Consider the following 21,031-nt stretch of genomic DNA (forward strand, 5'->3'; position numbering starts at 1 on the left):
CGGCCGGAACCGTCAGGGAAGCACCCCTGGCCACCCTGGTCCGGGATGGGGGACGGGGCGGCGTCCCCTAGGCTGAGGCCATGGTGCAGGGGGAGATGGCGGTTCCTGAGACCGTCGACGCACCGGCACGCCGCCTCGTGCGTCCCCTCGAGCGCGCCCAGATCGGCGGCGTGGCCGCGGGGCTCAGCGAGCACACCGGCCTGTCCGTGTGGGTGATCCGGGGCGTGTTCGTGCTGCTGGGCGCCTGGCAGCTCGTCGGGGTCGCCGCCTACCTCGCGCTGTGGCTCGTCATCCCCCCGGCGACGGCGCAGCACGCCGCCCCCGGCGTGGACGCCGCGTCGCGGCGCGGCATGCGCGAGCAGGCGGAGCACCGCCCCCTCACGATGCCCGCGACCTGGGGCAGCTCGCCGCGTTCGGGCTGGTGTGGCTCGGGCTGCTGTGGCTGGTCCAGCTGCTGGGCTGGGGGCTGTCCGCCCGCCCCCTGGGCATCGCGCTGCTGGTGGCCGCGTCCCTGGCGCTGGTCTGGTGGCAGGCCGACCGGGCCGGCGGCACCGCGCGGGAGGCGGCGCAGGGCCTGCGCGGCTGGGCGCGCTCGCTGGCCGCGCACTGGACGACCGTGCTCGCCCACGTGATGGCCGCCCTGTGCCTGGCCGGCGCCGTGCTGCTGATCGTCACCGAGGCCCCCGCGTCGGCGCCCACCCTCCTGATCGCGCTGGTGCTGCTGCTCACCGGCCTGGCCCTCATGGCGACGCCGTGGGTCCTGCGCGCCCGGCGCGCGCTCGCGCAGATCCGCGAGGAGAAGCTGCTCTCGGACGCCCGCGCCGACCTGGCGGCGCACCTGCACGACTCGGTGCTGCAGACCCTGGCCCTCATCCAGCGCCAGTCGGACAACCCGCGGGAGGTGCTGCGGCTCGCCCGCCGGCAGGAGCGCGAACTGCGCGAGTGGCTGTACGGCGCCGACGAGCAGGCGGCGACGCTGCGGGCCGCGCTGCTCGAGGCCGCCGGCGACCTGGAGGACCTGTTCCCCGTCACCGTCGAGACCGTCACCGTGGGGGAGGACCCGGAACTGTCGCCGGCCCTGGCCGAACTGGTCAAGGCGGCGCGCGAGGCCATGACGAACGCCGCGAAGCATTCGGGCGCGGCGGTCGTGGACGTCTACGCTGAGGTCGGTGAGGATCTCGTCGAGGTCTTCGTCCGGGACCGTGGCCGAGGCTTCGACCTCGACGCGATCGCCGAGGACCGCCACGGCGTCCGCGGGAGCATCCTGGAGCGGATGGGTCGGCACCACGGCACGGCCCGCATCACGTCGAATCCCGACCGTGGCACGGAAGTGAGCTTGGAGATGAAGCGATGAGTGAGCAGACCCCCGAACGCCCGACCGCGCCCGAGGCGTCCAACCGCCAGCGCCGGGTCGTGGTGGTGGACGACCACGCGATGTTCCGCAGCGGCGTCAAGCACGACATCGGCCCGTACGTGACGATCGTCGGCGAGGGCGAGGACGCCCCGACCGCCGTCGAGGCCGTGCTGCGGACCGACCCCGACGTGGTGCTGCTGGACGTGCACCTGCCCGGCGGGGGCGGCATCGAGGTCATCAAGCAGGTGCACGCCAAGAGCCCCGAGGTGAAGTTCCTGGCCGTGTCGGTCTCGGACGCCGCCGAGGACGTCATCGGCGTGATCCGCGCGGGCGCCCGCGGCTACGTCACGAAGTCGATCTCCGCCCCGGAACTGGTCGAGGCCATCGGGCGCGTCGCGGACGGGGACGCCGTGTTCAGCCCGCGGCTGGCCGGCTTCGTGCTGGACGCCTTCTCCGGCGCCATCGACATCGCCTCGATCGACGAGGACCTGGACCGGCTCTCGCAGCGCGAGCGCGAGGTGCTGCGCCTGATCGCCCGCGGCTACGCCTACAAGGAGGTGGCCAAGGAGCTGTTCATCTCGATCAAGACCGTCGAGACCCACGTGAGCAGCGTGCTGCGCAAGCTGCAGCTGTCCAACCGCCACCAGCTCACCCGCTGGGCCACCGACCGCAAGCTGGTGTAGTCACCCGGACCCGGACAGACGAGAACCCGGCCGGACGCGAGGCGTCCGGCCGGGTTCGTGCTTGTCAGATCTGCTTGGTCAGACCTTGCTTGTCAGGTCGAGCGGATCGGTCAGGCCCGACGCTTGGCGACGAAGCCCCAGATGGCCAGGACGATGAGCGCGCCGACGATCGACGTGATCAGGCCCTGGAACGAGAAGATCTCCGAGTAGTTGACGTTGAAGAGCAGGCCCCCCAGGAACCCGCCCAGGAGAGCGCCGACGATGCCCAGAGCCATGGTGGCGAGCCAGCCGCCACCCTGCGTGCCCGGCATGATCGCCTTGGCGATCGCACCGCCGATGAGACCGATGACGATGTAAGCGATGATTGTTCCCATAGCCGAGATACTAGGTGCGGGTTCGCGTCGACCGCCAGTCACACGCCGATATGACAGGGCCGAATCAGGATCACCCCGAACAAGTTCAGGGTTTTTGGTCGGGCGATCCCGGATGCCCCTGCGACGCGGCGGGGGAGCGGTTCCCCGGCGTCCGGACGGTCACAGGAAGTGCCGCAGCGGCGACAGGATCGCCTCGCTCACCTTCATCGCGATCGAGCGGGTCTGCCATTCCTCCAGCGTCAACTCGATGCAGTTCGACGCGTCCATCTCGAAGATGCGCTCCATTTCCGCGGCCACGTCGGCGTCCAGGATCTCGGCGTTGATCTCGTAGTTCCCGGTCAGGCTGAGCCGGTCCAGGTTGGCGGTGCCGATCACCGACCAGCGGCCGTCCGCGGTGGCGGTCTTGGCGTGCACCATGGCGTCCTGGTAGAGGAACAGGCGGATGCCGCGGCGCAGCAGCGTGGTGTAGAAGCCGCGCGAGATCCAGTCCGCCACGATGTGGTTCGACTCCGCCGGCACGATGATGCGCACGTCCACGCCGCGGTCGGCTGCCTCCACCAGGGCGTAGGTGAGGTCGTCGTCGGGGATCAGGTAGGCGTGGGTCAGCCAGATGTGGTCCCGCGCCCGGTCGATCGCCTCCAGGTAGGTGTAGCGGATCGGGTAGACCCCGATGCTCGGCACGTTGCGGGTGATCCGCACCGAGGACTCCCAGGGACGGTCGGCCGGCTGGGGGAGGGCCCGCTGCCCGCGGCGGGCCATGTTCCAGTAGTCGACGAAGGCGTTCGCCAGGTCGGCCGCGGCCGCCCCGCGGATGCGCAGGTGGGTGTCGCGCCAGCGGGTCGCGTACAGCGAGCCGAGGTTGTAGCCGCCCAGGAACGCCGTGGTGCCGTCCACGACGAGGATCTTGCGGTGGTTCAGCCCCGGGCTGCGGAACGACAGCGGCCCCCGCGCCCCGGTCCAGGGCCGGTGCCGCAGCACGTGGATGCGCGGGTCGAACCGGAAGAACTTCTGCGGCACGACCAGGTTCGCGAACACGTCGTAGACGACGTGCACCTCGACGCCGCGGGCGGCGGCCTCGGTGAGCGCGCGCTTGAAGCGCTGCCCGACCCGGTCGCCCTTCCAGATGTAGGTCTCGAGGAAGATCGTGTGCTCAGCGGCGTCGATCGCCGCGATCATGTCGTCGTAGAGGTCGCGGCCCTTGGTGTAGACGCTGAGCAGGTCCTCCCCGGCCGGGAGTTCGCGCGGCGGGGTGCTGGGGAAGCGCACGTGCCCGCGGTGACGCTTGCGGCGGCGGTCCACCACCATGAGCGCGGCGATCGTGCCGGCCTGCGCGGCGGCCAGCGCCGCCAGGCTCACCTTCGCGGCCGTCCGCACCCGCCCCAACACCATGCACGTCACTGTAGTGGCGCCGCCGCGACGGCGCGGGTGGGAGGCCCGCTCCGACCGCGGGAGGTAGCCTGGGACGGCCATGACTGACCTCCCCGATCTCTTCACGTTCGACGCCGAGCCGGCGCGCCCCGCCCCCGTCCCGACGGCGGCCGCGCAGGTGGGCGAACCGCCGCGCCGACGCGAGGGGAAGGCCCGTCGGGCGTCGCCCGAGGAACTGCTCGAGGGGCTCAACCCGCCGCAGCGCGAGGCCGTCCAGCACGAGGGGTCGCCGCTGCTGGTCGTGGCCGGAGCGGGCTCGGGGAAGACCCGCGTCCTGACCCGCCGGATCGCGTGGCTGATCGGCCAGCGCGGCGTCCACCCCGGCTCGATCCTGGCGATCACCTTCACCAACAAGGCGGCCGCCGAGATGCGGCACCGCGTCGAGGATCTGGTCGGCAACCGGGCCCGCCTCATGTGGGTCTCCACGTTCCACTCCGCCTGCGCCCGGATCCTGCGCACCGAGATCGACCGGTTCGGGATGTCGAAGTCGTTCTCGATCTACGACGACACCGACTCCAAGCGGCTGATGTCGCTGGTGCATCGCGACCTGGGGCTGGACTCCAAGCGCTACCCGGTCCGCGGCGTCATGAACGCCGTGTCGGACTGGAAGAACGAACTGGTCGACCACGAGAGCGCCGCGCGGGACGCCGTGGGGGCCGAGGCCGTCCACGCCGAGGCCTACGCGGAGTACCAGCGCCGCCTGGTGGCGGCCAACGCGCTCGACTTCGACGACCTCATCATGACGACGGTGCACCTGCTGCAGGCGTTCCCCGACATCAAGGAGAAGTACCGCCGCAGGTTCCGGCAGGTGCTGGTCGACGAGTACCAGGACACCAACCACGCCCAGTACGCGCTGATCCGGGAGTTGTGCGGCGAGGGGGCCCGCGACGAGGGGCAGGTCGAGGCGCCCGAACTGATGGTCGTCGGCGACTCCGACCAGTCGATCTACGCGTTCCGCGGCGCCACGATCCGCAACATCCTCGACTTCGAGGAGGACTTCCCCGGGGCGGGCACCATCCTGCTGGAGCAGAACTACCGCTCCACGCAGACCATCCTGACCGCGGCCAACGCGGTGATCGAGCGCAACGAGGGGCGTCCGGCCAAACGGCTGTGGTCCGACGCGGGCGACGGCGAACTGGTCGTGGGGTACGTCGCCGACACCGAGCACGAGGAGGCGCAGTTCATCGCCTCGGAGATCGACCGGCTCGTCGACCAGGGCATGCACTACTCCGACATGGCGGTGTTCTACCGGACCAACGCCCAGTCCCGCGCCTTCGAGGAGGTGTTCATCCGCGTCGGGCTGCCCTACAAGGTGGTCGGCGGCGTCCGCTTCTACGAGCGCAAGGAGATCCGCGACGCGATCGCGTACCTGCGCGCGATCGCCAACCCCGCCGACGACGTGAGCGTCCGCCGCATCCTCAACGTCCCCAAGCGCGGCATCGGCGACCGTGCCGAGGCCGTGGTGGACGCCTACGCGGCGGAACGCCGACTGCCGTTCGGGGTCGCGCTGGACCAGGTGGCTGACATCCCCGGCCTCGCCCCGCGCTCGGCCAAGCAGCTTGCCGGCTTCGCCGCGATGATGGCCGAGCACCGCCGCCTCGTGGCGGAGGGCGTGAGCGCCGACCAGATCCTCGCCTCGATCCTCAACGACTCGGGTTACCTCGACGAGTTGACCGAGTCGAAGGACCCGCAGGACCAGACCCGTCTGGAGAACCTCATCGAGTTCGTCAGCGTGGCGGGGGAGTTCGTGGCCGCTGCGCACACCGAGGACGTGGGCCCCGGCACCTCGGGGCTGCTGCCGGTCGAGTCGGCCGAGCCGCCCGAGGAGGACGCCGACGGCGGCGCGCTCACCCTGGGCTCGCCCGAGCCCGACGACTCGCTGGCGGCCTTCCTGGAACGGATCGCCCTGGTCGCCGACTCCGACCAGATCCCGGACGCCGACGCGGACGATCGCGGCGTGGTGACCCTGATGACGCTGCACACGGCCAAGGGCCTGGAGTTCCCGGCGGTGTTCCTGACCGGGTTCGAGGACGGGATCTTCCCGCACATGCGGGCGATGACCGACCCGACCGAGCTCGCCGAGGAGCGCCGGCTGGCCTACGTGGGCATCACACGCGCCCGGGAGCGGCTGTACCTGACGCGGGCGACCGTCCGGGTGATGTGGGGCCAGCCGCAGTACAACCCCCAGAGCCGCTTCGTCGACGAGATCCCGACCCGGCTCCTGGACTGGCGGCGGCTCGGCAGCAGCGTCGGCTCGTGGTCCAGCGGCGCCCAGCGCCGCAGCGACCAGTCGTGGCGCTCCACCGTGGGCTTCGGCTCCAAGGCGCCCGCGCCCAAGGTGGCGGCCGCGCTGTCGATCGGCGACCGCGTCCTGCACACGACGTTCGGCATGGGGACCGTCACCGAGACGGCGGGGCCGGCGACAACCTCAAGGTCGTCGTGGACTTCGGCTCCTCGGGGCAGAAGAAGCTGTCGGTCAAGCACGCGCCCATGGAGAAGCTCTAGCGAGGTTCGGTGACGGGCGGACGTGGCCGGGAAAGGACCGGGCAGGCGCCCGCCGGACATGCGTCGGCCCCGGCGTCCTGAGCGGACGGCCGGGGCCGGGTGCGTGCGGGGTCAGCGTCCCTTGGCCAGCCAGGGGGCGGGGTCGCTGTTGACGCCGTTCTCGTAGACCGAGAAGTGCAGGTGGGGGGCGGTGGAGAGGCCCGTGTTGCCCACGGTCCCGATGCGCTGGCCCTTCTTGACCGTCGCGCCGGCGCTGATCTCCAGCGAGTTCATGTGCAGGTAGGACGTCTCCAGCGCCACGCCGTCGACCTTGCCGTGGTCGATGCGGACGTTGTTGCCCGAGCCGCCGTTGTAGCCCTCGGCGGCCTTGGTGACCGTGCCGTCGGCGACGGCGTAGATCGGGGCGCCCAGCGCGCCGCCGATGTCGGCGCCGCCGTGCAGGCGGCTGTAGTGCAGGATCGGGTGCATCCGCATGCCCCACGGGGAGACGATGCCGCCCTCGGTGGGCCAGAAGAACACCTGCGACTTGATGCGCTCGTTCTCGGCGTCGATCGCGGTGGTCGTGGAGGTCAGCGACGCGCTGCGGGCCTCGGCGGCGACGGCGGTCTGCGCCTGGGCGACCTGCTCGCCGACGTTCTCCAGGCCGGCCGCGCGCTCGGCGACGGCGGTCTCGACGGTGGTCTCGATCTCCTCGCGCAGCGTGTTGCGGTCGGTCTGCGAGCCGCGGACGGCGAAGGCGTCGGTGGTGCCGGGACGGGCGGTGGTGTCCGCGGCGGGGGTGGCGTCCACGACCGCGGGGTTGTTCGCGGCGATCGCGCTGGTCGCGACGCCCGGCGTCACGACGGCCAGCAGGCCGACCACGCCGGCGGCGCCGAGGGCGATGCCGCCGCGCAGGAGGCGGTTCGGGGTGGCCTTGCGGCGGGGGAGCGAGGAGCCGTCCAGGAAGGCCGCGTCGGGATCTTCGATGGCGCACCGTGGCTGGTAGGAGCCGGGGAGCGAACGTGCCACGCGTGGAGCCTTTCCTGAGAAAATCTGACTGCCCGTGCGGGGGTCGTTCCACGCCTGAGCAACAGGAACAAAGTTAGCAGTTCTTAGATGTTTCTCAGAAATCTTCTCAGGTTGTTGCCGCGGGTTGGCGGGAGGGTTTCTCGGCCCGCGCGGCCCGGTGGGGTGCCCCCGGACCACGGGTCGGCCGGGTGTTCGGTGCGGCGCCCCCGGCGCGAGGTCACGGTGGGTGTCGTGCGTCCCCCGGCCGCGTCGGGGCGACCTCGGCAACCCGGTGGAGGGCGTAGCCCGCCGCCGGACGCGCGTTGGCCGTGGGTCCCCGGGGCGGTAACCTCCGAACCGTGCCGCACCGACGCCGCACGATGACAAGGACGGAGAGCATGGATCTTTACGAGTACCAAGCGAGAGACATCTTCGCTGAGCACGACGTACCGGTCCTGCGGGGCATCGTCGCCCGCACCCCGGCCGAAGCCCGCGCCGCCGCCGAGGAACTCGGTGGTGGCCTCGTGGTGGTCAAGGCCCAGGTGAAGGTGGGCGGACGCGGCAAGGCGGGCGGCGTCAAGCTCGCCGCCACCCCCGAGGACGCGTACAAGGCCGCGAGCGACATCCTGGGCATGGACATCAAGGGCCACACGGTCCGCGCCGTGATGATCGCCGAGGGCGCCGACATCGAGGACGAGTACTACTTCTCGATGCTGCTGGACCGCGCCAACCGCAACTACCTGGCGATGTGCAGTGTCGAGGGCGGCATGGACATCGAGCAGTTGGCCCAGGACCGACCCGACGCGCTGGTGCGCCACGCGCTCGACCCCCGCACCGGGCTCGACGAGGAGGCAGCCGCGGCGATCGTCGCGGAGGCCGGCTTCGGCGAGGACGTCGCCGAGGAGGTGGCGCGCGTCCTGGTGCTGCTGGGCCGCGTGTACGACGCGGAGGACGCCACGCTCGTCGAGGTGAACCCCCTGGTCAAGACCAAGGACGGCCGCATCATCGCGCTGGACGGCAAGGTCTCGCTCGACGAGAACGCCGACTTCCGGCACCCCGCGTGGGGCGAACTGCGCGACGACAGCCAGGTCGACCCGCTCGAGGTGCGGGCCCGCGCCAAGGACCTCAACTACGTCAAGCTGGACGGCCAGGTCGGAATCATCGGCAACGGGGCCGGCCTGGTGATGAGCACCCTCGACGTGGTGGCGTACGCCGGCGAGGAACTCCCCGGCAAGCCGCGCCCCGCGAACTTCCTCGACATCGGCGGCGGCGCGTCCGCCCAGGTCATGGCCGACGGGCTGGACATCATCCTGTCCGACCCGCAGGTCAGCGTCGTGTTCGTGAACGTCTTCGGCGGCATCACGGCCTGCTCCGAGGTGGCCAAGGGCATCCGCGAGGCGCTGCGCCAGCTGGGGAACCGGGCGAGCAAGCCCATCGTCGTCCGGCTGGACGGCAACGCCGTGGAGGTCGGCCGCGCGATCCTCGCCGAGTACGACCACCCGCTGGTGACCCAGGTCGAGACGATGGACGAGGCGGCCGCCAAGGCCGCGCAGCTGGCCTCCGCGGCCATGGGAGGGAAGTGAGTCATGGCCATCTGGCTGGATCATCGCAGCAAGGTCATCGTCCAGGGCATGACGGGCACCGAGGGGCGTAAGCACACCAACCGCATGCTCATGTTCGGCACCCGGATCGTCGCCGGCGTCACGCCCGGCAAGGGCGGCCAGTCGGTGACGTTCGAGGAGGACCCGATCCCGGTGTTCAACACCGTGGCCGAGGCCCGGCACTCCACCGGGGCGAACGTGTCGGTGGTCTTCGTGCCGCCGCCGCACGCCAAGGCGGCCGTCATGGACGCCATCGCCGCCGGGATCGAGCTCATCGTCGTCATCACCGAGGGCATCCCCGTCGCCGACACCGCCGAGTTCTTCGCGGCCGCCCAGCAGGCCGGCGTCCGGCTCATCGGGCCCAACTGCCCGGGGATCATCTCGCCCGGACGCTCGAACGTGGGCATCATCCCGCCGAACATCGCCCGCTCGGGTCACGTGGGGCTGGTGTCGAAGTCGGGCACCCTCACCTACCAGATGATGTTCGAGCTGGGGGACATCGGGTTCTCCAGCGCCGTGGGCATCGGGGGCGACCCGATCATCGGCACCACGCACATCGACTGCCTCCAAGCCTTCCAGGACGACCCGGAGACCGACTGCATCGTCATGATCGGCGAGATCGGCGGCGACGCCGAGGAGCGGGCCGCGGACTACATCCGCGAGCACGTCACCAAGCCGGTGGTCGCCTACGTCGCCGGGTTCACCGCCCCCGAGGGCAAGACGATGGGGCACGCCGGCGCGATCGTGTCGGGCAGCTCCGGGACGGCCGCCGCCAAGAAGGCCGCTCTGGAGAAGGCCGGCGTCAAGGTCGGCCGGACGCCGAGCGAGACCGCCCAGCTGGTGCGCGACGTGATGCGCCGCCACCGCTGACCCGCGCCACGCACGAGGCCCGCCGACCGGACTCCGGTCGGCGGGCCTCGTCGGTTGCTCAGGCGAGTTCGGCCAGCCGCTGCCCGGCGCGGGCCGCGACGCCGTGCCAGCTGTCATCGCTGAAGTCGAAGCTCTCGCTCGGGTTGGCGACCAGGTAGACCAGGTGCGCCCCCGACACGTGGGCGGCGCTGCGGAACCGTGCGGTGGTCGAGGCCTGATCGACCTTCTGCACCACGACCCACGCCGCCGCCGCGCCGGAGCCGCTCGGATCCCCGGTGCGGGTGACCTGGGCGGTCGCCGCGCGGCTCGCGCAGGCGTCCATGTTCTGCGCCAGCTTGGCGAAGGCGGCCTGCGCCTCCTCGGCGGAGCCGAACGTGTAGAGCGCCTCGTCGACGCCGAAGTTCTGCGGCGCGTTCGTGTCGTCGCGCAGCAGGTAGGTCCGCTGCTGCTTCCTGGTGGCCCCCGGCATGCCGGCCAGGTCGATCGCCTCGCACTTGGTGCCCGGCAGCGTCACCGCGTCCGCCACCTCGGTCGCGCGCCACGAACCGGAACCGGTCGTGATGCGCGGCAGGTCGACCGCCGAGAGCCAGCCCGCAGGCGTCGAGGGCAGCGGCGCGCCCTCGGTGACGGCGACCTGGGCGGGGCAGGTGCCGCCGTCGGTGCACTGACGTACGCCGACCGCCGACAGCACGCCCGCGACGGCCTCGCCCCCGACGGGGGCCTCGGTGTGGGTGGCGTCCATGATGTTCACGCGCGCTCCGGTCCGCGACAGCGCGATCGTGTGGTACTCGCTGGTCGCGTCCTGGACCACCAGCACCTGGCCGGCCGCCTCGTCGGACAGGCCGGTGATCGCGAGCCCGTTGCGGGCCAGCACCGTCGAGCGGTCGCAGTTGCCGAGCTGGGCCGTCAGCGCGTCGAAGGCGGTCGCGGCGGCCTCGGGGGAGTCGTAGCGGTTCACCTGGTGGAGCACGGCGCCGGTCCCCGCCGCGGCCGCGGAGAAGGTCCGCAGCATCGCGTCGGCGGGCGTCTGCTGCTGCTCGGCCGCCGGGAGGAGGCATTTGGCCTGCGGCGAGGTCGGCTCGATCTTGGTGAGCGTGTCGACGACCGTCCAGGTGGTGCCGGACGCGAGTCCGGCGAGATCCTCGGGTTGGGCGAGGTAGGTCGCGACCGGGTCGATGGTCGGGGTGGGGGTCGACGTGGGCGTCGGGCCCCCGAGGACGCCCGCGCGCTGGGCGAGCCAGGCGCCGCCGACGAGCAGGGCGAGCACGATCAGCGACACGACGGCCACGACGATCCGGCGGCGTCCGGCCCCGGCGGCCGGGGCGGCGGCCCGCTCGGAGCCCGTGGCCGGGGAGCCCGGCTCGGCGAACCTGCGGCCGGGGGAGTCGCCGCCGCGTCCGCTGGGCGGCTTCGCGGGCTCGGGGATGCGCTGCTGCGCGGCGGGTTCGGCCGCGCGGGACCCGGAGGCCGCCCGACGACCGCCCGTGACGGGCGCGTCGGGGGAGCCGGCCGCGGGATCCTCGTCCCGCGGGGGAAGCGCCCGGCGCGGTCTTGAATCACCCTGCTCGCTCATCGTCCTCCAGACGTCGTGGATGCAGAACGGCGCAACTTTACCAAGGCTAGGCGTGTCTCCACGATTCCCCGCTCCGGAGCGCGCGACCATGGGGGCATCATGCGCACGCCCGTGGAAGCGAACCCCGATGTCAGCCTGACCGTGGCCAGGCCCGACGAGGACGCCGTCGGCGCCGCGCACCCCCGCTGGACCTACCTCCCCTGGCCGCTGGCGGCCACCCTCTGGACGCTGGGCGCCGCCGTCGCCGGCTGGGTCGCCTCGGCCGCCCTCCCGGTCGTCGCGTGGGTCGCCGCGTCCCGGACGCCCGCGCTGGTCGTGTTCGAGGCGACCGGGGAGACCTGGCTCGCGGCGCACGGCGCCCCCGCCCACCTCGGCGGCGTCCTGATCGACCTCATGCCGTTGGGCATCACCCTGCTCGCGGTCGCCGCCTGCGCGGCCGCCGCGCACCACGCGGCCGACCAGTGGGTCCTGCCCGAGGACGCCGACGCCGCCACCCGCTGGAAGTCCGTGGCCGCCGTCGCGGGCACGTGCGTCGCGACCTACGCCGTCGCCGCCCTCATCATGGCGCCCATCGTCGGCGGCGCCGACCAGGTCGGGCCCGCCGTCGCCGGCGCCTTCGGCGTCGTGCTGCTCGGGGCGGTGCCCGGCGCCGCGCTGGGGCTGGACGCGCACCCGTTCGCGGACGCCCCCGCGTGGGCGGCCCGTGCGCCGCGCGCCGTCGCGGCGGGGCTGGGGTCGCTCACGCTCGGGTCGGCCGCCGTCGCGCTCACCGCGCTCGTGGCGCACTGGCCGCGCGTCCAGGAGGTGCAGGCCGGCCTGGACGTCGACGCCGTCGGAACGGCGACCCTGACGCTCGCGCAACTCGTCTACCTCCCCACGATCCTGCTGTGGGCCGGGTCGTTCATGCTGGGCGCCGGGCTGACGCTGGGGCCCCAGGGTCTCCTGGTCCCCGGCCACGTCGAGGTCGCCGCGCTGCCGGCCGTGCCCGTCTTCGGGGCGCTGCCGACCGTGTCCACCGAGGCGGACTGGGCGTGGCTCGCGCTCGGCGTCGCCGCCGGGATCGCCGCCGGCGTCGTGATGGTGCGCGGCACCGAGCCCACCTGGCTCGAGGCGGCCTGGCGCGGCGCGATCGCCGGGGCGGCGTCGGGCGCGGTGTGGGCCGCCGCGTCCTGGTTCGCTGTCGGCGACCTCGGGACGCGCGCGCTGGCCGGGCTGGGGCCGAGGTTCCCGGAACTCTGGCTGTTCGCCGTGGGTCCGCTCGCGGTCGCCGGCGCGCTGGGCGGCCTCGCGGTGCTGGGGGTGCGCGCGGTGCGGGCACGGCGCGGGGAGGCCCCGGAGCCTGGCTAGGCTGTGGCCATGACCCTCCGGCTCCTCGTCCTGGCCTCCGGTTCGGGGACGCTGTTGCAGGCGCTCCTGGACGCCCAGGCGTCCGGCGACCTGGCCGGCGAGGTCGTCGCCGTCGGCACCGACCGGCCCGGCATCGCCGCCCTGGACCGCGCGGCCGCCGCCGGCGTGCCCACGTTCGTCGTCCGGCTGGGCGACCACCGCGCCGCCGACGGCAGCCTCGACCGCCCCGCCTGGGACGCCGCCCTGGCGCGGGCCTGCGCGGCGCACGCCCCCGACCTCGTCGTCAGCGCCGGGTTCATGAAGCTGGTGGGGGAGCCCTTCCTGGCCCGGTTCGGGGGCCGCATGATCAACACCCACCCGGCCCTGCTGCCGAGCTTCCCGGGCGCCCACGGCGTCGCGGACGCGCTCGCGCACGGCGTGAAGGTCACCGGGTGCACCGTCTTCGAGGTGGACGCCGGCGTCGACACCGGCGCCATCCTCGACCAGGTGGCCGTCCGGGTGGAGGACGGCGACACCGAGGAGACCCTCCACGAACGCATCAAGGTCGCCGAGCGGCGGCTGTTGGTGGACACGATCAACCGGCTCGCCGCCGCGGCGTCCGGGACGCACGAGCAGGACGACTAAGGAGAACGCATGGAACGCTCACCGATCAGGCGCGCGCTGATCTCGGTCTACGACAAGACCGGGCTGGCCGAACTCGGCAGGACGCTGGCCGACGCCGGCGTCGCGATCGTCTCGACGGGCGGCTCCTACAAGACCCTGGCGGACGCCGGCGTCCCGGTCACGGAGGTGGCCGACCTGACCGGCTTCCCCGAGTGCCTGGACGGCCGCGTCAAGACGCTGCACCCGATGGTGCACGCCGGCATCCTCGCCGACCGCCGCAAGGAGTCCCACGTCGCGCAGCTCGCCGACCTGGGCGTCGAGCCCTTCGACCTGGTCGTGAGCAACCTGTACCCGTTCACCCAGACCGTCGCCTCGGGCGCCGGCCCGGACGAGTGCGTCGAGCAGATCGACATCGGCGGGCCGTCCATGGTGCGCGCGGCCGCCAAGAACCACCCCAGCGTCGCCATCGTCACCTCCCCGGCGCAGTACCCGCAGCTGGAGGAGGCGCTCGTCGCGGGCGGCTACACCCTGGAGGAGCGGCGCGTCCTGGCCGCGCAGGCGTTCCAGCACACGGCGTCCTACGACAGCGCGGTCGCGTCCTGGCTCACCGGGCAGACCGCGGCCGCGGACGAGGCGTTCCCCGCGTGGCTGGGCCGCGACTGGGACCTGGTCGGCACGCTGCGCTACGGCGAGAACAGCCACCAGCCCGCCGCCCTCTACGCCGACGCCGCCGGCGCGACCGGGATCACCGGCGCGAACCAGCTGCACGGCAAGGAGATGAGCTACAACAACTACACCGACGCCGACGCCGCCTACCGCGCCGCCTACGACTTCGACCAGCCGTGCGTGGCGATCATCAAGCACGCCAACCCGTGCGGCATCGCGATCGGCGACGACATCGCGCAGGCCCACCGCCTCGCCCACGCCTGCGATCCGGTCAGCGCGTTCGGCGGCGTCATCGCCACCAACCGCCCCGTGTCGCTGGAGATGGCCCAGCAGGTCGCCGAGATCTTCACCGAGGTGATCGTCGCGCCCGGCTACGAGGACGGGGCGCTGGAGCTGCTGGCGCGCAAGAAGAGCATCCGCATCCTGGTGGCGCCCGCCTACGAGCACGAGGCCGTCGCGCTGCGGCCGATCTCCGGCGGCGTCCTGGCGATGGCCCCCGACCAGCTCGACGCCCCCGGCGACGACCCGGCCTCCTGGACGCTGGCCGCCGGCGAGGCCGTCGACGAGGCGACCCTGGCCGATCTGGACTTCGCCTGGAAGGCGTGCCGCGCGGTCAAGAGCAACGCGATCCTGCTGGCCGCGGGCGGCGCCTCCGTCGGCGTCGGCATGGGTCAGGTCAACCGCGTCGACTCCTGCAAGCTGGCCGTCGAGCGCGCCGGCGAGCGCGCCGCGGGCAGCGTCGCAGCCTCGGACGCGTTCTTCCCGTTCGCCGACGGGCCCGCGATCCTCATCGAGGCCGGCGTGAAGGCGATCGTCGAGCCGGGCGGGTCGATCCGCGACGACGAGACGATCGAGGCCTGCAGGGCCGCCGGCGTCGCGCTGTACTTCACCGGCACCCGCCACTTCTTCCACTAGGAGCTGCCATGACGGCGCAACGACTCGACGGCAAGGCGACCGCGGCCGCGATCAAGGCGGAGCTGACCACCAGGGTGGCGGCGCTGGCCGCCCGCGGCGTCCTGCCGGGACTGGCGACGGTCCTGGTGGGCGCGGACCCCGCCAGCCAGAACTACGTGCGGATGAAGCACCGCGACTGCGAGGAGGTCGGGATCGCGTCCATCCGCGTCGAGCTCCCCGCCGACGCCTCCGCGGCGCAGTTGCAGGAGGCGATCGAGGGCCTCAACGCCGACGACGCCTGCACCGGCTACATCGTGCAGTTGCCCCTCCCGAAGCACCTCGACGAGAACTGGGCGCTGTCCCTGATCGACCCCGCCAAGGACGCCGACGGGCTGCACCCGATCAACCTCGGCCGGCTCGTGCTGAACGAGCCCGGCACGCTGCCCTGCACCCCGCGCGGCATCGTGGAACTGCTGCGCCGCCACGGCGTGGAGCTCAACGGCGCCGAGGTGTGCGTGGTGGGCCGCGGCATCACGGTAGGACGCCCGCTCGGGCTCATCCTCACCCGGCGCAGCGAGAACGCCACCGTGACGCTGTGCCACACCGGCACCCGCGACCTGGCCGACCACACGCGGCGCGCCGACATCGTGGTGGCGGCGGCCGGCGTGCCGTCGATGATCACCGCGGACATGGTCAAGGAGGGCTCGGTGCTCGTCGACGTCGGCGTCAGCCGGGTGGACGGCAGGACGGCCGGCGACCTGGCCCCCGACGTGTGGGAGAAGGCGTCCTGGGTGACGCCGAACCCGGGCGGCGTCGGGCCGATGACGCGGGCGATGCTGCTGTCCAACGTCGTGGACCGGGCGGAGGCGCTGGCGGCGCCGTGACCGAACAGCCGCGCACCCACTGGGCCCCGGAGCAGGGGCCGCGCCCGCCGCGTCCGTGGCACGCCCAGGTGGTCGGCCAGTGGCCGCTCGCCGTCGTGCTGCTCGGCATCGCGGCCGGCGTGGTGTGGGCCGGCACGGGGCACTGGAAGCGCGGATCGTTCCTGATCGGGGCCACGTTCGCGCTGGCGACCGTGCTGCGCGCCGCCCTGCCCGCGGACCGGGTCGGCCTGCTCGCCGTCCGGTCGCGGGCGGTGGACGTGTGCTGCCTGGCCGTCCTGGCGGTCGGGATCGTGACGCTCTCGCTGATCGTGCCGCCCCAGCCCTGACGGGCGCGGCGGGTCAGCGGCGGCGGTAGGTCGCGTACAGGAACTGCCCGTCGGTGTCGCCGGACGCCACCCGCGCCGCCTCGGCGGCCCGCAACTCGACCCGGCGGATCTTGCTGCTCACCGTCTTGGGCAGCTCCTCGGTGAACTCGATGATCCGCACCAGCTGGTAGCCGTTGAGGTGCTCCTTGCAGTGCGCGAACACCGAGGCGGCCGTGGCGTCGTCGGCCGCGCCGGACGCCGCCAGCACGATGTAGGCCTTCGGGACCGCCCCGCGCACCGGGTCGGGGGAGGGCACCACGGCGCACTCGGCGACCGCGTCGTGCAGCATGAGCGCGCTCTCCAGCTCGAACGGGGAGATCTTGTAGTCCGACGCCTTGAACACGTCGTCGGCGCGCCCGACGTAGGTGAGGTAGCCCTCCTCGTCGCGCTCGGCGATGTCGCCGGTGTGGTAGAAGCCGCCGCGGCAGGCGTGCTCGGTCAGCTCGGGTGCGCCGTAGTAGCCGCCCATCAGGCCCGCGTGGTCGGCCGACAGGTCGAGGCAGATCTCGCCCTCGCCGGGGCCCTCGAGAGGCTGCTCGGTGACGGGGTCGAGCAGCGCGACGGCGTAGCCGGGCATCGGGCGCCCCATCGCGCCGGCCTTGACCGGCTGGCCGGGGAGTTGCCCACGCAGCACGTCATCTCGGTCTGCCCGAAGCCGTCCCGGATGGTGTTGTTCCAGGCCGCCCGCACCTTGTTGATCACCTCGGGGTTGAGCGCCTCGCCGGCCCCCACGACCTCGCGCGGCGGCCGGGTGAGCTGGGTGAGGTCGGCCTGGATGAGCATGCGCCAGACCGTCGGCGGCGCGCAGAAGCTCGAGACCTGGTGGTGATCCATGATCTCGAGCAGGGCGCGGGCGTCGAAGCGCTCGTAGTTGACGATGAACACGGTGGCCTGGGCCAGGAACGGGGCGAAGAAGTTGCTCCACGCGTGCTTGCCCCACCCGGGCGAGGAGATGTTGAGGTGCACGTCGCCCGGCCGCACTCCGAGCCAGTACATGGTGGAGAGGTGTCCGATCGGGTAGCTCACCTGGGTGTGGCGGACGAGCTTGGGATGGGCGGTCGTCCCCGAGGTGAAGTAGAGCAGCGACGTGGCGTCGGCCGGGGTCGGCCCGTCGGGGACGAACGTGTCCGGGGCCGTCCGGCTGTCGTCCCACGGCGTCCAACCCTCGGGGAGATCGTCGCCGACGCCGATGACCCGGGTCTGCGGCCGCACGAGGGCGAACCGCTCGGCCAGCGCCGTGGGGGCGATCGCCCAGCGCGCGTCCACCGTGTCGATCCGCCAGGCCAGGTCGGTCTCGCTCAGCAGCGTGGAGGTGGGGATGGCGACGGCGCCCACCTTGAGCAGGCCCAGCAGGATCTCCCACAGGTCGATGGTGTTGTTCAGCATCACGATCATGAGGTCGCCCGGGCCGACCCCCAGCCCGCGCAGCCACGAGGCCACCTGGTCGGAGCGGCGCGCCAGCTCCCCGTACGTCCAGGAGGCGGGCTCGGCGCCGGGTTCGGCGATGGTCACGGCGGCCCGATCGGGGTGCTCGCCCGCGACGACGTCGAACCACTCCAGGGCGAAGTTGAAGGTCTCGGGGTGGGGCCAGCGGAACTCGGAGAAGGCCGTGGCGTAGTCGTGCGGGTGATCGAGCAGGAAGTCGCGCGCGGCCCGCACCGCGTCCGTCGCAGGGGTGGCCGGGCGTCCGGTGTGCGTCATGGCGTCACTGTACGCGTCCTGGCTACGGGATCGTAGGTACGGTCCGTGGACGCCCCGCCGCAACCGCTTCCGGTTCCCCGTCCACGGTGCTTACATTGAGCCATGAAGAAACTCATCAACGACCCTGGTCAGGTGGTCGTCGAGGCGCTCGAGGGACTTGCACTGGCGCATCCCGACAGCGTGCGTGTCGACCTGGAGAACCGGGTGGTGGTGCGGACCGACGCGCCACGCCCCGGCAAGGTGGGGGTGATCTCGGGCGGAGGTTCCGGCCACGAGCCCCTGCACTCGGGCTTCGTGGGCGTCGGCATGCTGGACGCCGCCGTCTGCGGTGAGGTGTTCACCTCGCCCGTGCCCGACCAACTGCTGGCGGCCACCCAGGCCGTGGACGGCGGCGCCGGGGTGCTGCACCTGGTGAAGAACTACACCGGCGACGTGATGAACTTCGAGATGGCGGCCGAACTCGCCGCCGAGATGCTCGGCACCCGCGTCGAGGCGGTCGTCATCGACGACGACGTGGCCGTGCAGGACTCGCTCTACACCGCCGGACGCCGCGGGGTGGGCGCCACGGTCTTCGTCGAGAAGATCGCCGGCGCGCTGGCCGAGTCGGGCGCCGACCTGGACGCCGTCGCCGCGATCGCGCGCAAGGTCGTCGCCGAGTCCCGCTCGATGGGCGTGGCGCTGACCTCGTGCACCGTGCCCGCCGCGGGCAAGCCCACGTTCGAGCTCGGCGAGGGCGAGATGGAGCTGGGCATCGGCATCCACGGCGAGCCCGGCCGGGAGCGGCTGCCGCTCGGCACCGCGGCCGAGGTCGCGGGCCGGCTGGTCGAGCCGATCCTCGCCGACCTCGACTTCACCGGTCGCGACGCCGTGGTCATGGTGAACGGCATGGGCGGCACGCCGCTCATCGAGCTGTACATCGTCTACCGCGAGGTCGCCCGCCTGCTCGAGGGCGCCGGCGTCCGGATCGCGCGCAGCCTGGTCGGCAACTACGTCACCAGCCTGGAGATGGCCGGGTGCTCGGTGTCGGTCCTCCGCGCCGACGACGAACTGCTGGCGCTGTGGGACGCGCCGGTCGACACGCTGTCGCTGCGGTGGGGCGCCTGATGGTGGGACGCGACGACGTCGCCCGCTGGCTGGCCGACTACGCCGCGGTCGTCCACGAGAACGCGGCCGAGCTCACCGAGCTCGACCGTGCCATCGGGGACGCCGACCACGGCTCGAACATGGACCGCGGGTTCGCCGCCGTCGCCGCCCTGGACCCGAGCGGGTTCGACGACGCCGCCGCGTACCTGAAGAAGGCCGGCATGACGCTGGTCAGCACCGTCGGCGGCGCGTCCGGCCCGCTGTTCGGGACGTTCTTCCTGCGGCTGGGCGGCGCCTGGCCCGCCGAGGACGGCGATGCCGCGGGGCTGGGCGCCGCGCTGCGCGCCGGGCTCGACGGGATCCTGGCGCGCGGCAAGGCGGAGGTCGGCGACAAGACGCTGGTCGACGCCCTGGCACCGGCCGTGGACGCCTTCGACGCTGCGGCCGGCGAGGGCCTCGGGGCGGCGCTGAGCGCGGCGGCCGCGGCGGGCGCCGCCGGCCGGGACGCCACCGTCCCGCTGGTCGCCCGCAAGGGGCGCGCGTCCTACCTGGGCGAGCGCAGCGCGGGCCACCAGGATCCCGGCGCGACGAGCATGGCGCTGCTCCTGGACTCGGCGGCGCGCGCGCTGCCCGGGAGCGGCGGATGATCGGACTCGTCGTCGTCTCCCATTCACCGGCGCTCGCGGACGCGGCGATCGCCCTGGCGCTCGAGATGGTCGGCCGGGGTGACCCGCCCGCCGTGATCGCGGCGGCGGGGACGCCCGACGGCGGGCTGGGCACCGACGCGGCCGCCATCGCCGAGGCGCTCGCCGCGGCCGACTCGGGTGACGGCGTCCTGGTGCTGCTCGACCTCGGCAGCGCCATCCTCTCGGCCGAGATGGCCCTGGAATTCGTCGACCCCGACCTCGCGGAGCGGGTCACCCTGTCGCCGGCCCCGCTGGTGGAGGGCCTGGTCGCCGCGGTGGTGACGGCCGCCGCGGGCGGCTCGGTCGCCGACTGCGCGGCCGAGGCCGAGCGGGGCCTGACGGCGAAGGTCCAGCACCTCGCCGTCGAGCCCGAGCCAGAACCCGACGCCGCACCCGCGTCGCACCAACCGGACGCCCCGAGGGGTCGGCCCCCGTGAACCAGCAGTGGGCCCGCGGGGACGCCGGCGGCGACGACACCCCGGGCGACGTGACGTTCGCGGCCGTCATCGACCTGCCGCACGGCCTGCACGCCCGGCCGGCGGCGGCGTTCACCACCGCGCTGGGCCCGTTCGACGTGGTCGGGCGGGCGCGCAACGCGTCCACGCACTCGCCGTGGGCGGACGCCCGGAGCGTGACCGGCCTGGCCGGGCTGGGGCTGGGACCCGGCGACGAGATCGAGGTCGCCCTCAGCGGCCCGGACGCCGACGCGGCCAGGGCGGCGCTCGAGGCGCTGATCGCGGACCACTTCGGGGAGGCCGTGACGCCGCCCGACGCCGAGGCGGGCGACAGCGGGCTCCCGATCGTCGGGCCCGTGCACCGGCTGGTGCCGCCCGACCTGAGCCGCTACGTCCCCGGCGAGGACGAGGAGTCCCGGCTGTCGGCGGCGGTCGACGTCGTGGGGGCGTTCTGGACGGCGCACGCGCGGGGCCCCTTCGACGCCATCGTGCGGGCGCAGCAGGCGCTGCTGCTCGACCGGCATTTCCTCGCGCCGGCCTACAACGCGGTCGCCGCGGGCGCGTCCGCCCCGGCCGGCGTCGCGCTGGCCGTCGGCCAGAACGCGCTGCGCTTCGAGCGGCTGCCCGCCTACCTGCGGGCCCGCGCCGAGGACGTCCGCGGCCTGGGCCGGCTGCTGGTGCTCGCGCTGCTGGAGGAGCCGCTGCGCCCCGCGCTGCCCACGACGCCGTACGTGCTCGTCGGCGCGGAGCTCGACATCGCGACCGCGCTGGGGCTGGACGCCGACCTGTGCGGCGGCGTCATCACGTGGATGGGCTCCAACCAGGGCCACGGCGCCCTGATGTGCGGCGAGCTCGGCATCCCGATCCGGACCCGCCAGATCGCCGCCCGCGACCTGGCCGAGGGCGAGCTGGTGGAACTGGCGGCCGACGCGACGCTGTGACACGGACGCGGAACGGCCCCGCCACCCATCC

At 73.2% G+C, this 21,031-nt stretch carries 19 protein-coding genes and 2 pseudogenes; 15 read left to right on the top strand and 6 right to left on the bottom strand.

From position 1 onward, the window contains the following. Positions 1-95: 95 nt before the first annotated feature. From G7070_RS20005 to G7070_RS13140, 3 genes and pseudogenes are all read left to right on the top strand, one after another. Positions 96-242 (top strand): annotated as a pseudogene (locus G7070_RS20005) (PspC domain-containing protein); the annotation flags it as partial. Between the two features lie 38 nt (positions 243-280). Continuing rightward, positions 281-1,354, top strand: a complete 1,074-nt coding sequence (locus G7070_RS18930) for a sensor histidine kinase (protein WP_246227110.1) — start codon at positions 281-283, stop codon at positions 1,352-1,354. Beyond that, positions 1,351-2,037 (top strand): response regulator, encoded by a 687-nt coding sequence (locus tag G7070_RS13140; protein ID WP_166234110.1) that lies wholly within the window; start codon positions 1,351-1,353, stop codon positions 2,035-2,037. Before G7070_RS18930 ends, G7070_RS13140 begins: the two co-directional genes overlap by 4 nt. A gap of 110 nt (positions 2,038-2,147) precedes the next feature. On the opposite strand, the gene G7070_RS13145 is transcribed toward G7070_RS13140, so the two are convergent. Together G7070_RS13145 and G7070_RS13150 are read right to left on the bottom strand one after the other, a co-directional pair. Beyond that, the gene (locus tag G7070_RS13145) at positions 2,148-2,411 is read right to left on the bottom strand and encodes a GlsB/YeaQ/YmgE family stress response membrane protein (protein ID WP_166234111.1); all 264 of its coding nucleotides are present in this window, start codon (positions 2,409-2,411) and stop codon (positions 2,148-2,150) included. Positions 2,412-2,570: 159 nt separating this feature from the next. Next, positions 2,571-3,800: a phospholipase D-like domain-containing protein gene (locus G7070_RS13150; RefSeq protein ID WP_246227112.1), complete on the bottom strand. Its 1,230-nt coding sequence runs from the start codon at positions 3,798-3,800 to the stop codon at positions 2,571-2,573. A 79-nt stretch (positions 3,801-3,879) separates the two neighbouring features. Here G7070_RS13150 and pcrA point away from each other — a divergent pair. After that, positions 3,880-6,344: pseudogene (pcrA, locus tag G7070_RS13155) on the top strand (DNA helicase PcrA). Between the two features lie 111 nt (positions 6,345-6,455). Here pcrA and G7070_RS13160 read toward each other — a convergent pair. Further along, positions 6,456-7,352, bottom strand: a complete 897-nt coding sequence (locus G7070_RS13160; protein ID WP_166234112.1) for a M23 family metallopeptidase — start codon at positions 7,350-7,352, stop codon at positions 6,456-6,458. Between the two features lie 377 nt (positions 7,353-7,729). Here G7070_RS13160 and sucC point away from each other — a divergent pair, with 377 nt between their 5' ends. Then, on the top strand, positions 7,730-8,914 hold the full coding sequence (gene sucC, locus G7070_RS13165) for an ADP-forming succinate--CoA ligase subunit beta (RefSeq protein WP_166234113.1): 1,185 nt from the start codon (positions 7,730-7,732) through the stop codon (positions 8,912-8,914). Positions 8,915-8,917: 3 nt separating this feature from the next. Continuing rightward, on the top strand, positions 8,918-9,802 hold the full coding sequence (gene sucD, locus G7070_RS13170; protein ID WP_166234114.1) for a succinate--CoA ligase subunit alpha: 885 nt from the start codon (positions 8,918-8,920) through the stop codon (positions 9,800-9,802). A gap of 58 nt (positions 9,803-9,860) precedes the next feature. On the opposite strand, the gene G7070_RS13175 is transcribed toward sucD, so the two are convergent. Next, positions 9,861-11,375, bottom strand: a complete 1,515-nt coding sequence (locus tag G7070_RS13175; protein WP_166234115.1) for a sensor domain-containing protein — start codon at positions 11,373-11,375, stop codon at positions 9,861-9,863. 111 nt (positions 11,376-11,486) lie between these two features. Here G7070_RS13175 and G7070_RS13180 point away from each other — a divergent pair, with 111 nt between their 5' ends. Genes G7070_RS13180 through G7070_RS13200 form a run of 5 tightly spaced genes read left to right on the top strand, consistent with a single transcriptional unit; the run spans position 11,487 to position 16,095 of the window. Continuing rightward, positions 11,487-12,722, top strand: coding sequence for a cell division protein PerM (locus G7070_RS13180; RefSeq protein WP_166234116.1), 1,236 nt, complete (start codon positions 11,487-11,489; stop codon positions 12,720-12,722). A 9-nt stretch (positions 12,723-12,731) separates the two neighbouring features. Next, on the top strand, positions 12,732-13,346 hold the full coding sequence (purN, locus tag G7070_RS13185) for a phosphoribosylglycinamide formyltransferase (RefSeq protein WP_166234117.1): 615 nt from the start codon (positions 12,732-12,734) through the stop codon (positions 13,344-13,346). A gap of 9 nt (positions 13,347-13,355) precedes the next feature. Continuing rightward, positions 13,356-14,906, top strand: coding sequence for a bifunctional phosphoribosylaminoimidazolecarboxamide formyltransferase/IMP cyclohydrolase (gene purH / locus G7070_RS13190; protein WP_166234118.1), 1,551 nt, complete (start codon positions 13,356-13,358; stop codon positions 14,904-14,906). Between the two features lie 8 nt (positions 14,907-14,914). Next, positions 14,915-15,769, top strand: a complete 855-nt coding sequence (locus tag G7070_RS13195) for a bifunctional methylenetetrahydrofolate dehydrogenase/methenyltetrahydrofolate cyclohydrolase (RefSeq protein ID WP_166234119.1) — start codon at positions 14,915-14,917, stop codon at positions 15,767-15,769. Then, the gene (locus G7070_RS13200; RefSeq protein WP_166234120.1) at positions 15,766-16,095 is read left to right on the top strand and encodes a DUF3017 domain-containing protein; all 330 of its coding nucleotides are present in this window, start codon (positions 15,766-15,768) and stop codon (positions 16,093-16,095) included. Before G7070_RS13195 ends, G7070_RS13200 begins: the two co-directional genes overlap by 4 nt. Before the next feature lie 13 nt (positions 16,096-16,108). Here the strand turns inward: G7070_RS13200 and G7070_RS19470 are convergent, their stop codons facing one another. Both G7070_RS19470 and G7070_RS13205 read right to left on the bottom strand, forming a co-directional pair. Beyond that, on the bottom strand, positions 16,109-16,711 hold the full coding sequence (locus G7070_RS19470; RefSeq protein WP_284690939.1) for an AMP-binding enzyme: 603 nt from the start codon (positions 16,709-16,711) through the stop codon (positions 16,109-16,111). Next, complete coding sequence (locus tag G7070_RS13205; RefSeq protein WP_284690940.1) at positions 16,603-17,835, bottom strand: AMP-binding protein; 1,233 nt, start codon at positions 17,833-17,835, stop codon at positions 16,603-16,605. Before G7070_RS13205 ends, G7070_RS19470 begins: the two co-directional genes overlap by 109 nt. A gap of 102 nt (positions 17,836-17,937) precedes the next feature. Here G7070_RS13205 and dhaK point away from each other — a divergent pair, with 102 nt between their 5' ends. The 4 genes from dhaK to G7070_RS13225 are packed head-to-tail and all read left to right on the top strand — an operon-like array spanning position 17,938 to position 21,000. Beyond that, a complete protein-coding gene (dhaK, locus tag G7070_RS13210; protein ID WP_166234121.1) occupies positions 17,938-18,939 on the top strand; it encodes a dihydroxyacetone kinase subunit DhaK in 1,002 nt (333 codons plus the stop codon). Continuing rightward, a complete protein-coding gene (dhaL, locus tag G7070_RS13215) occupies positions 18,927-19,565 on the top strand; it encodes a dihydroxyacetone kinase subunit DhaL (RefSeq protein ID WP_431977897.1) in 639 nt (212 codons plus the stop codon). Before dhaK ends, dhaL begins: the two co-directional genes overlap by 13 nt. Beyond that, the gene (gene dhaM / locus G7070_RS13220; RefSeq protein ID WP_166234123.1) at positions 19,562-20,041 is read left to right on the top strand and encodes a dihydroxyacetone kinase phosphoryl donor subunit DhaM; all 480 of its coding nucleotides are present in this window, start codon (positions 19,562-19,564) and stop codon (positions 20,039-20,041) included. The genes dhaL and dhaM overlap by 4 nt, the downstream gene beginning before the upstream one ends. Beyond that, entirely contained in the window at positions 20,038-21,000 is a 963-nt protein-coding gene (locus tag G7070_RS13225) for an HPr family phosphocarrier protein (protein WP_166234124.1), read from the top strand. The genes dhaM and G7070_RS13225 overlap by 4 nt, the downstream gene beginning before the upstream one ends. Positions 21,001-21,031 lie beyond the last annotated feature (31 nt).

Origin of the sequence: Propioniciclava coleopterorum, assembly GCF_011393335.1 — a bacterium.
Lineage (GTDB): Bacteria > Actinomycetota > Actinomycetes > Propionibacteriales > Propionibacteriaceae > Propioniciclava > Propioniciclava coleopterorum.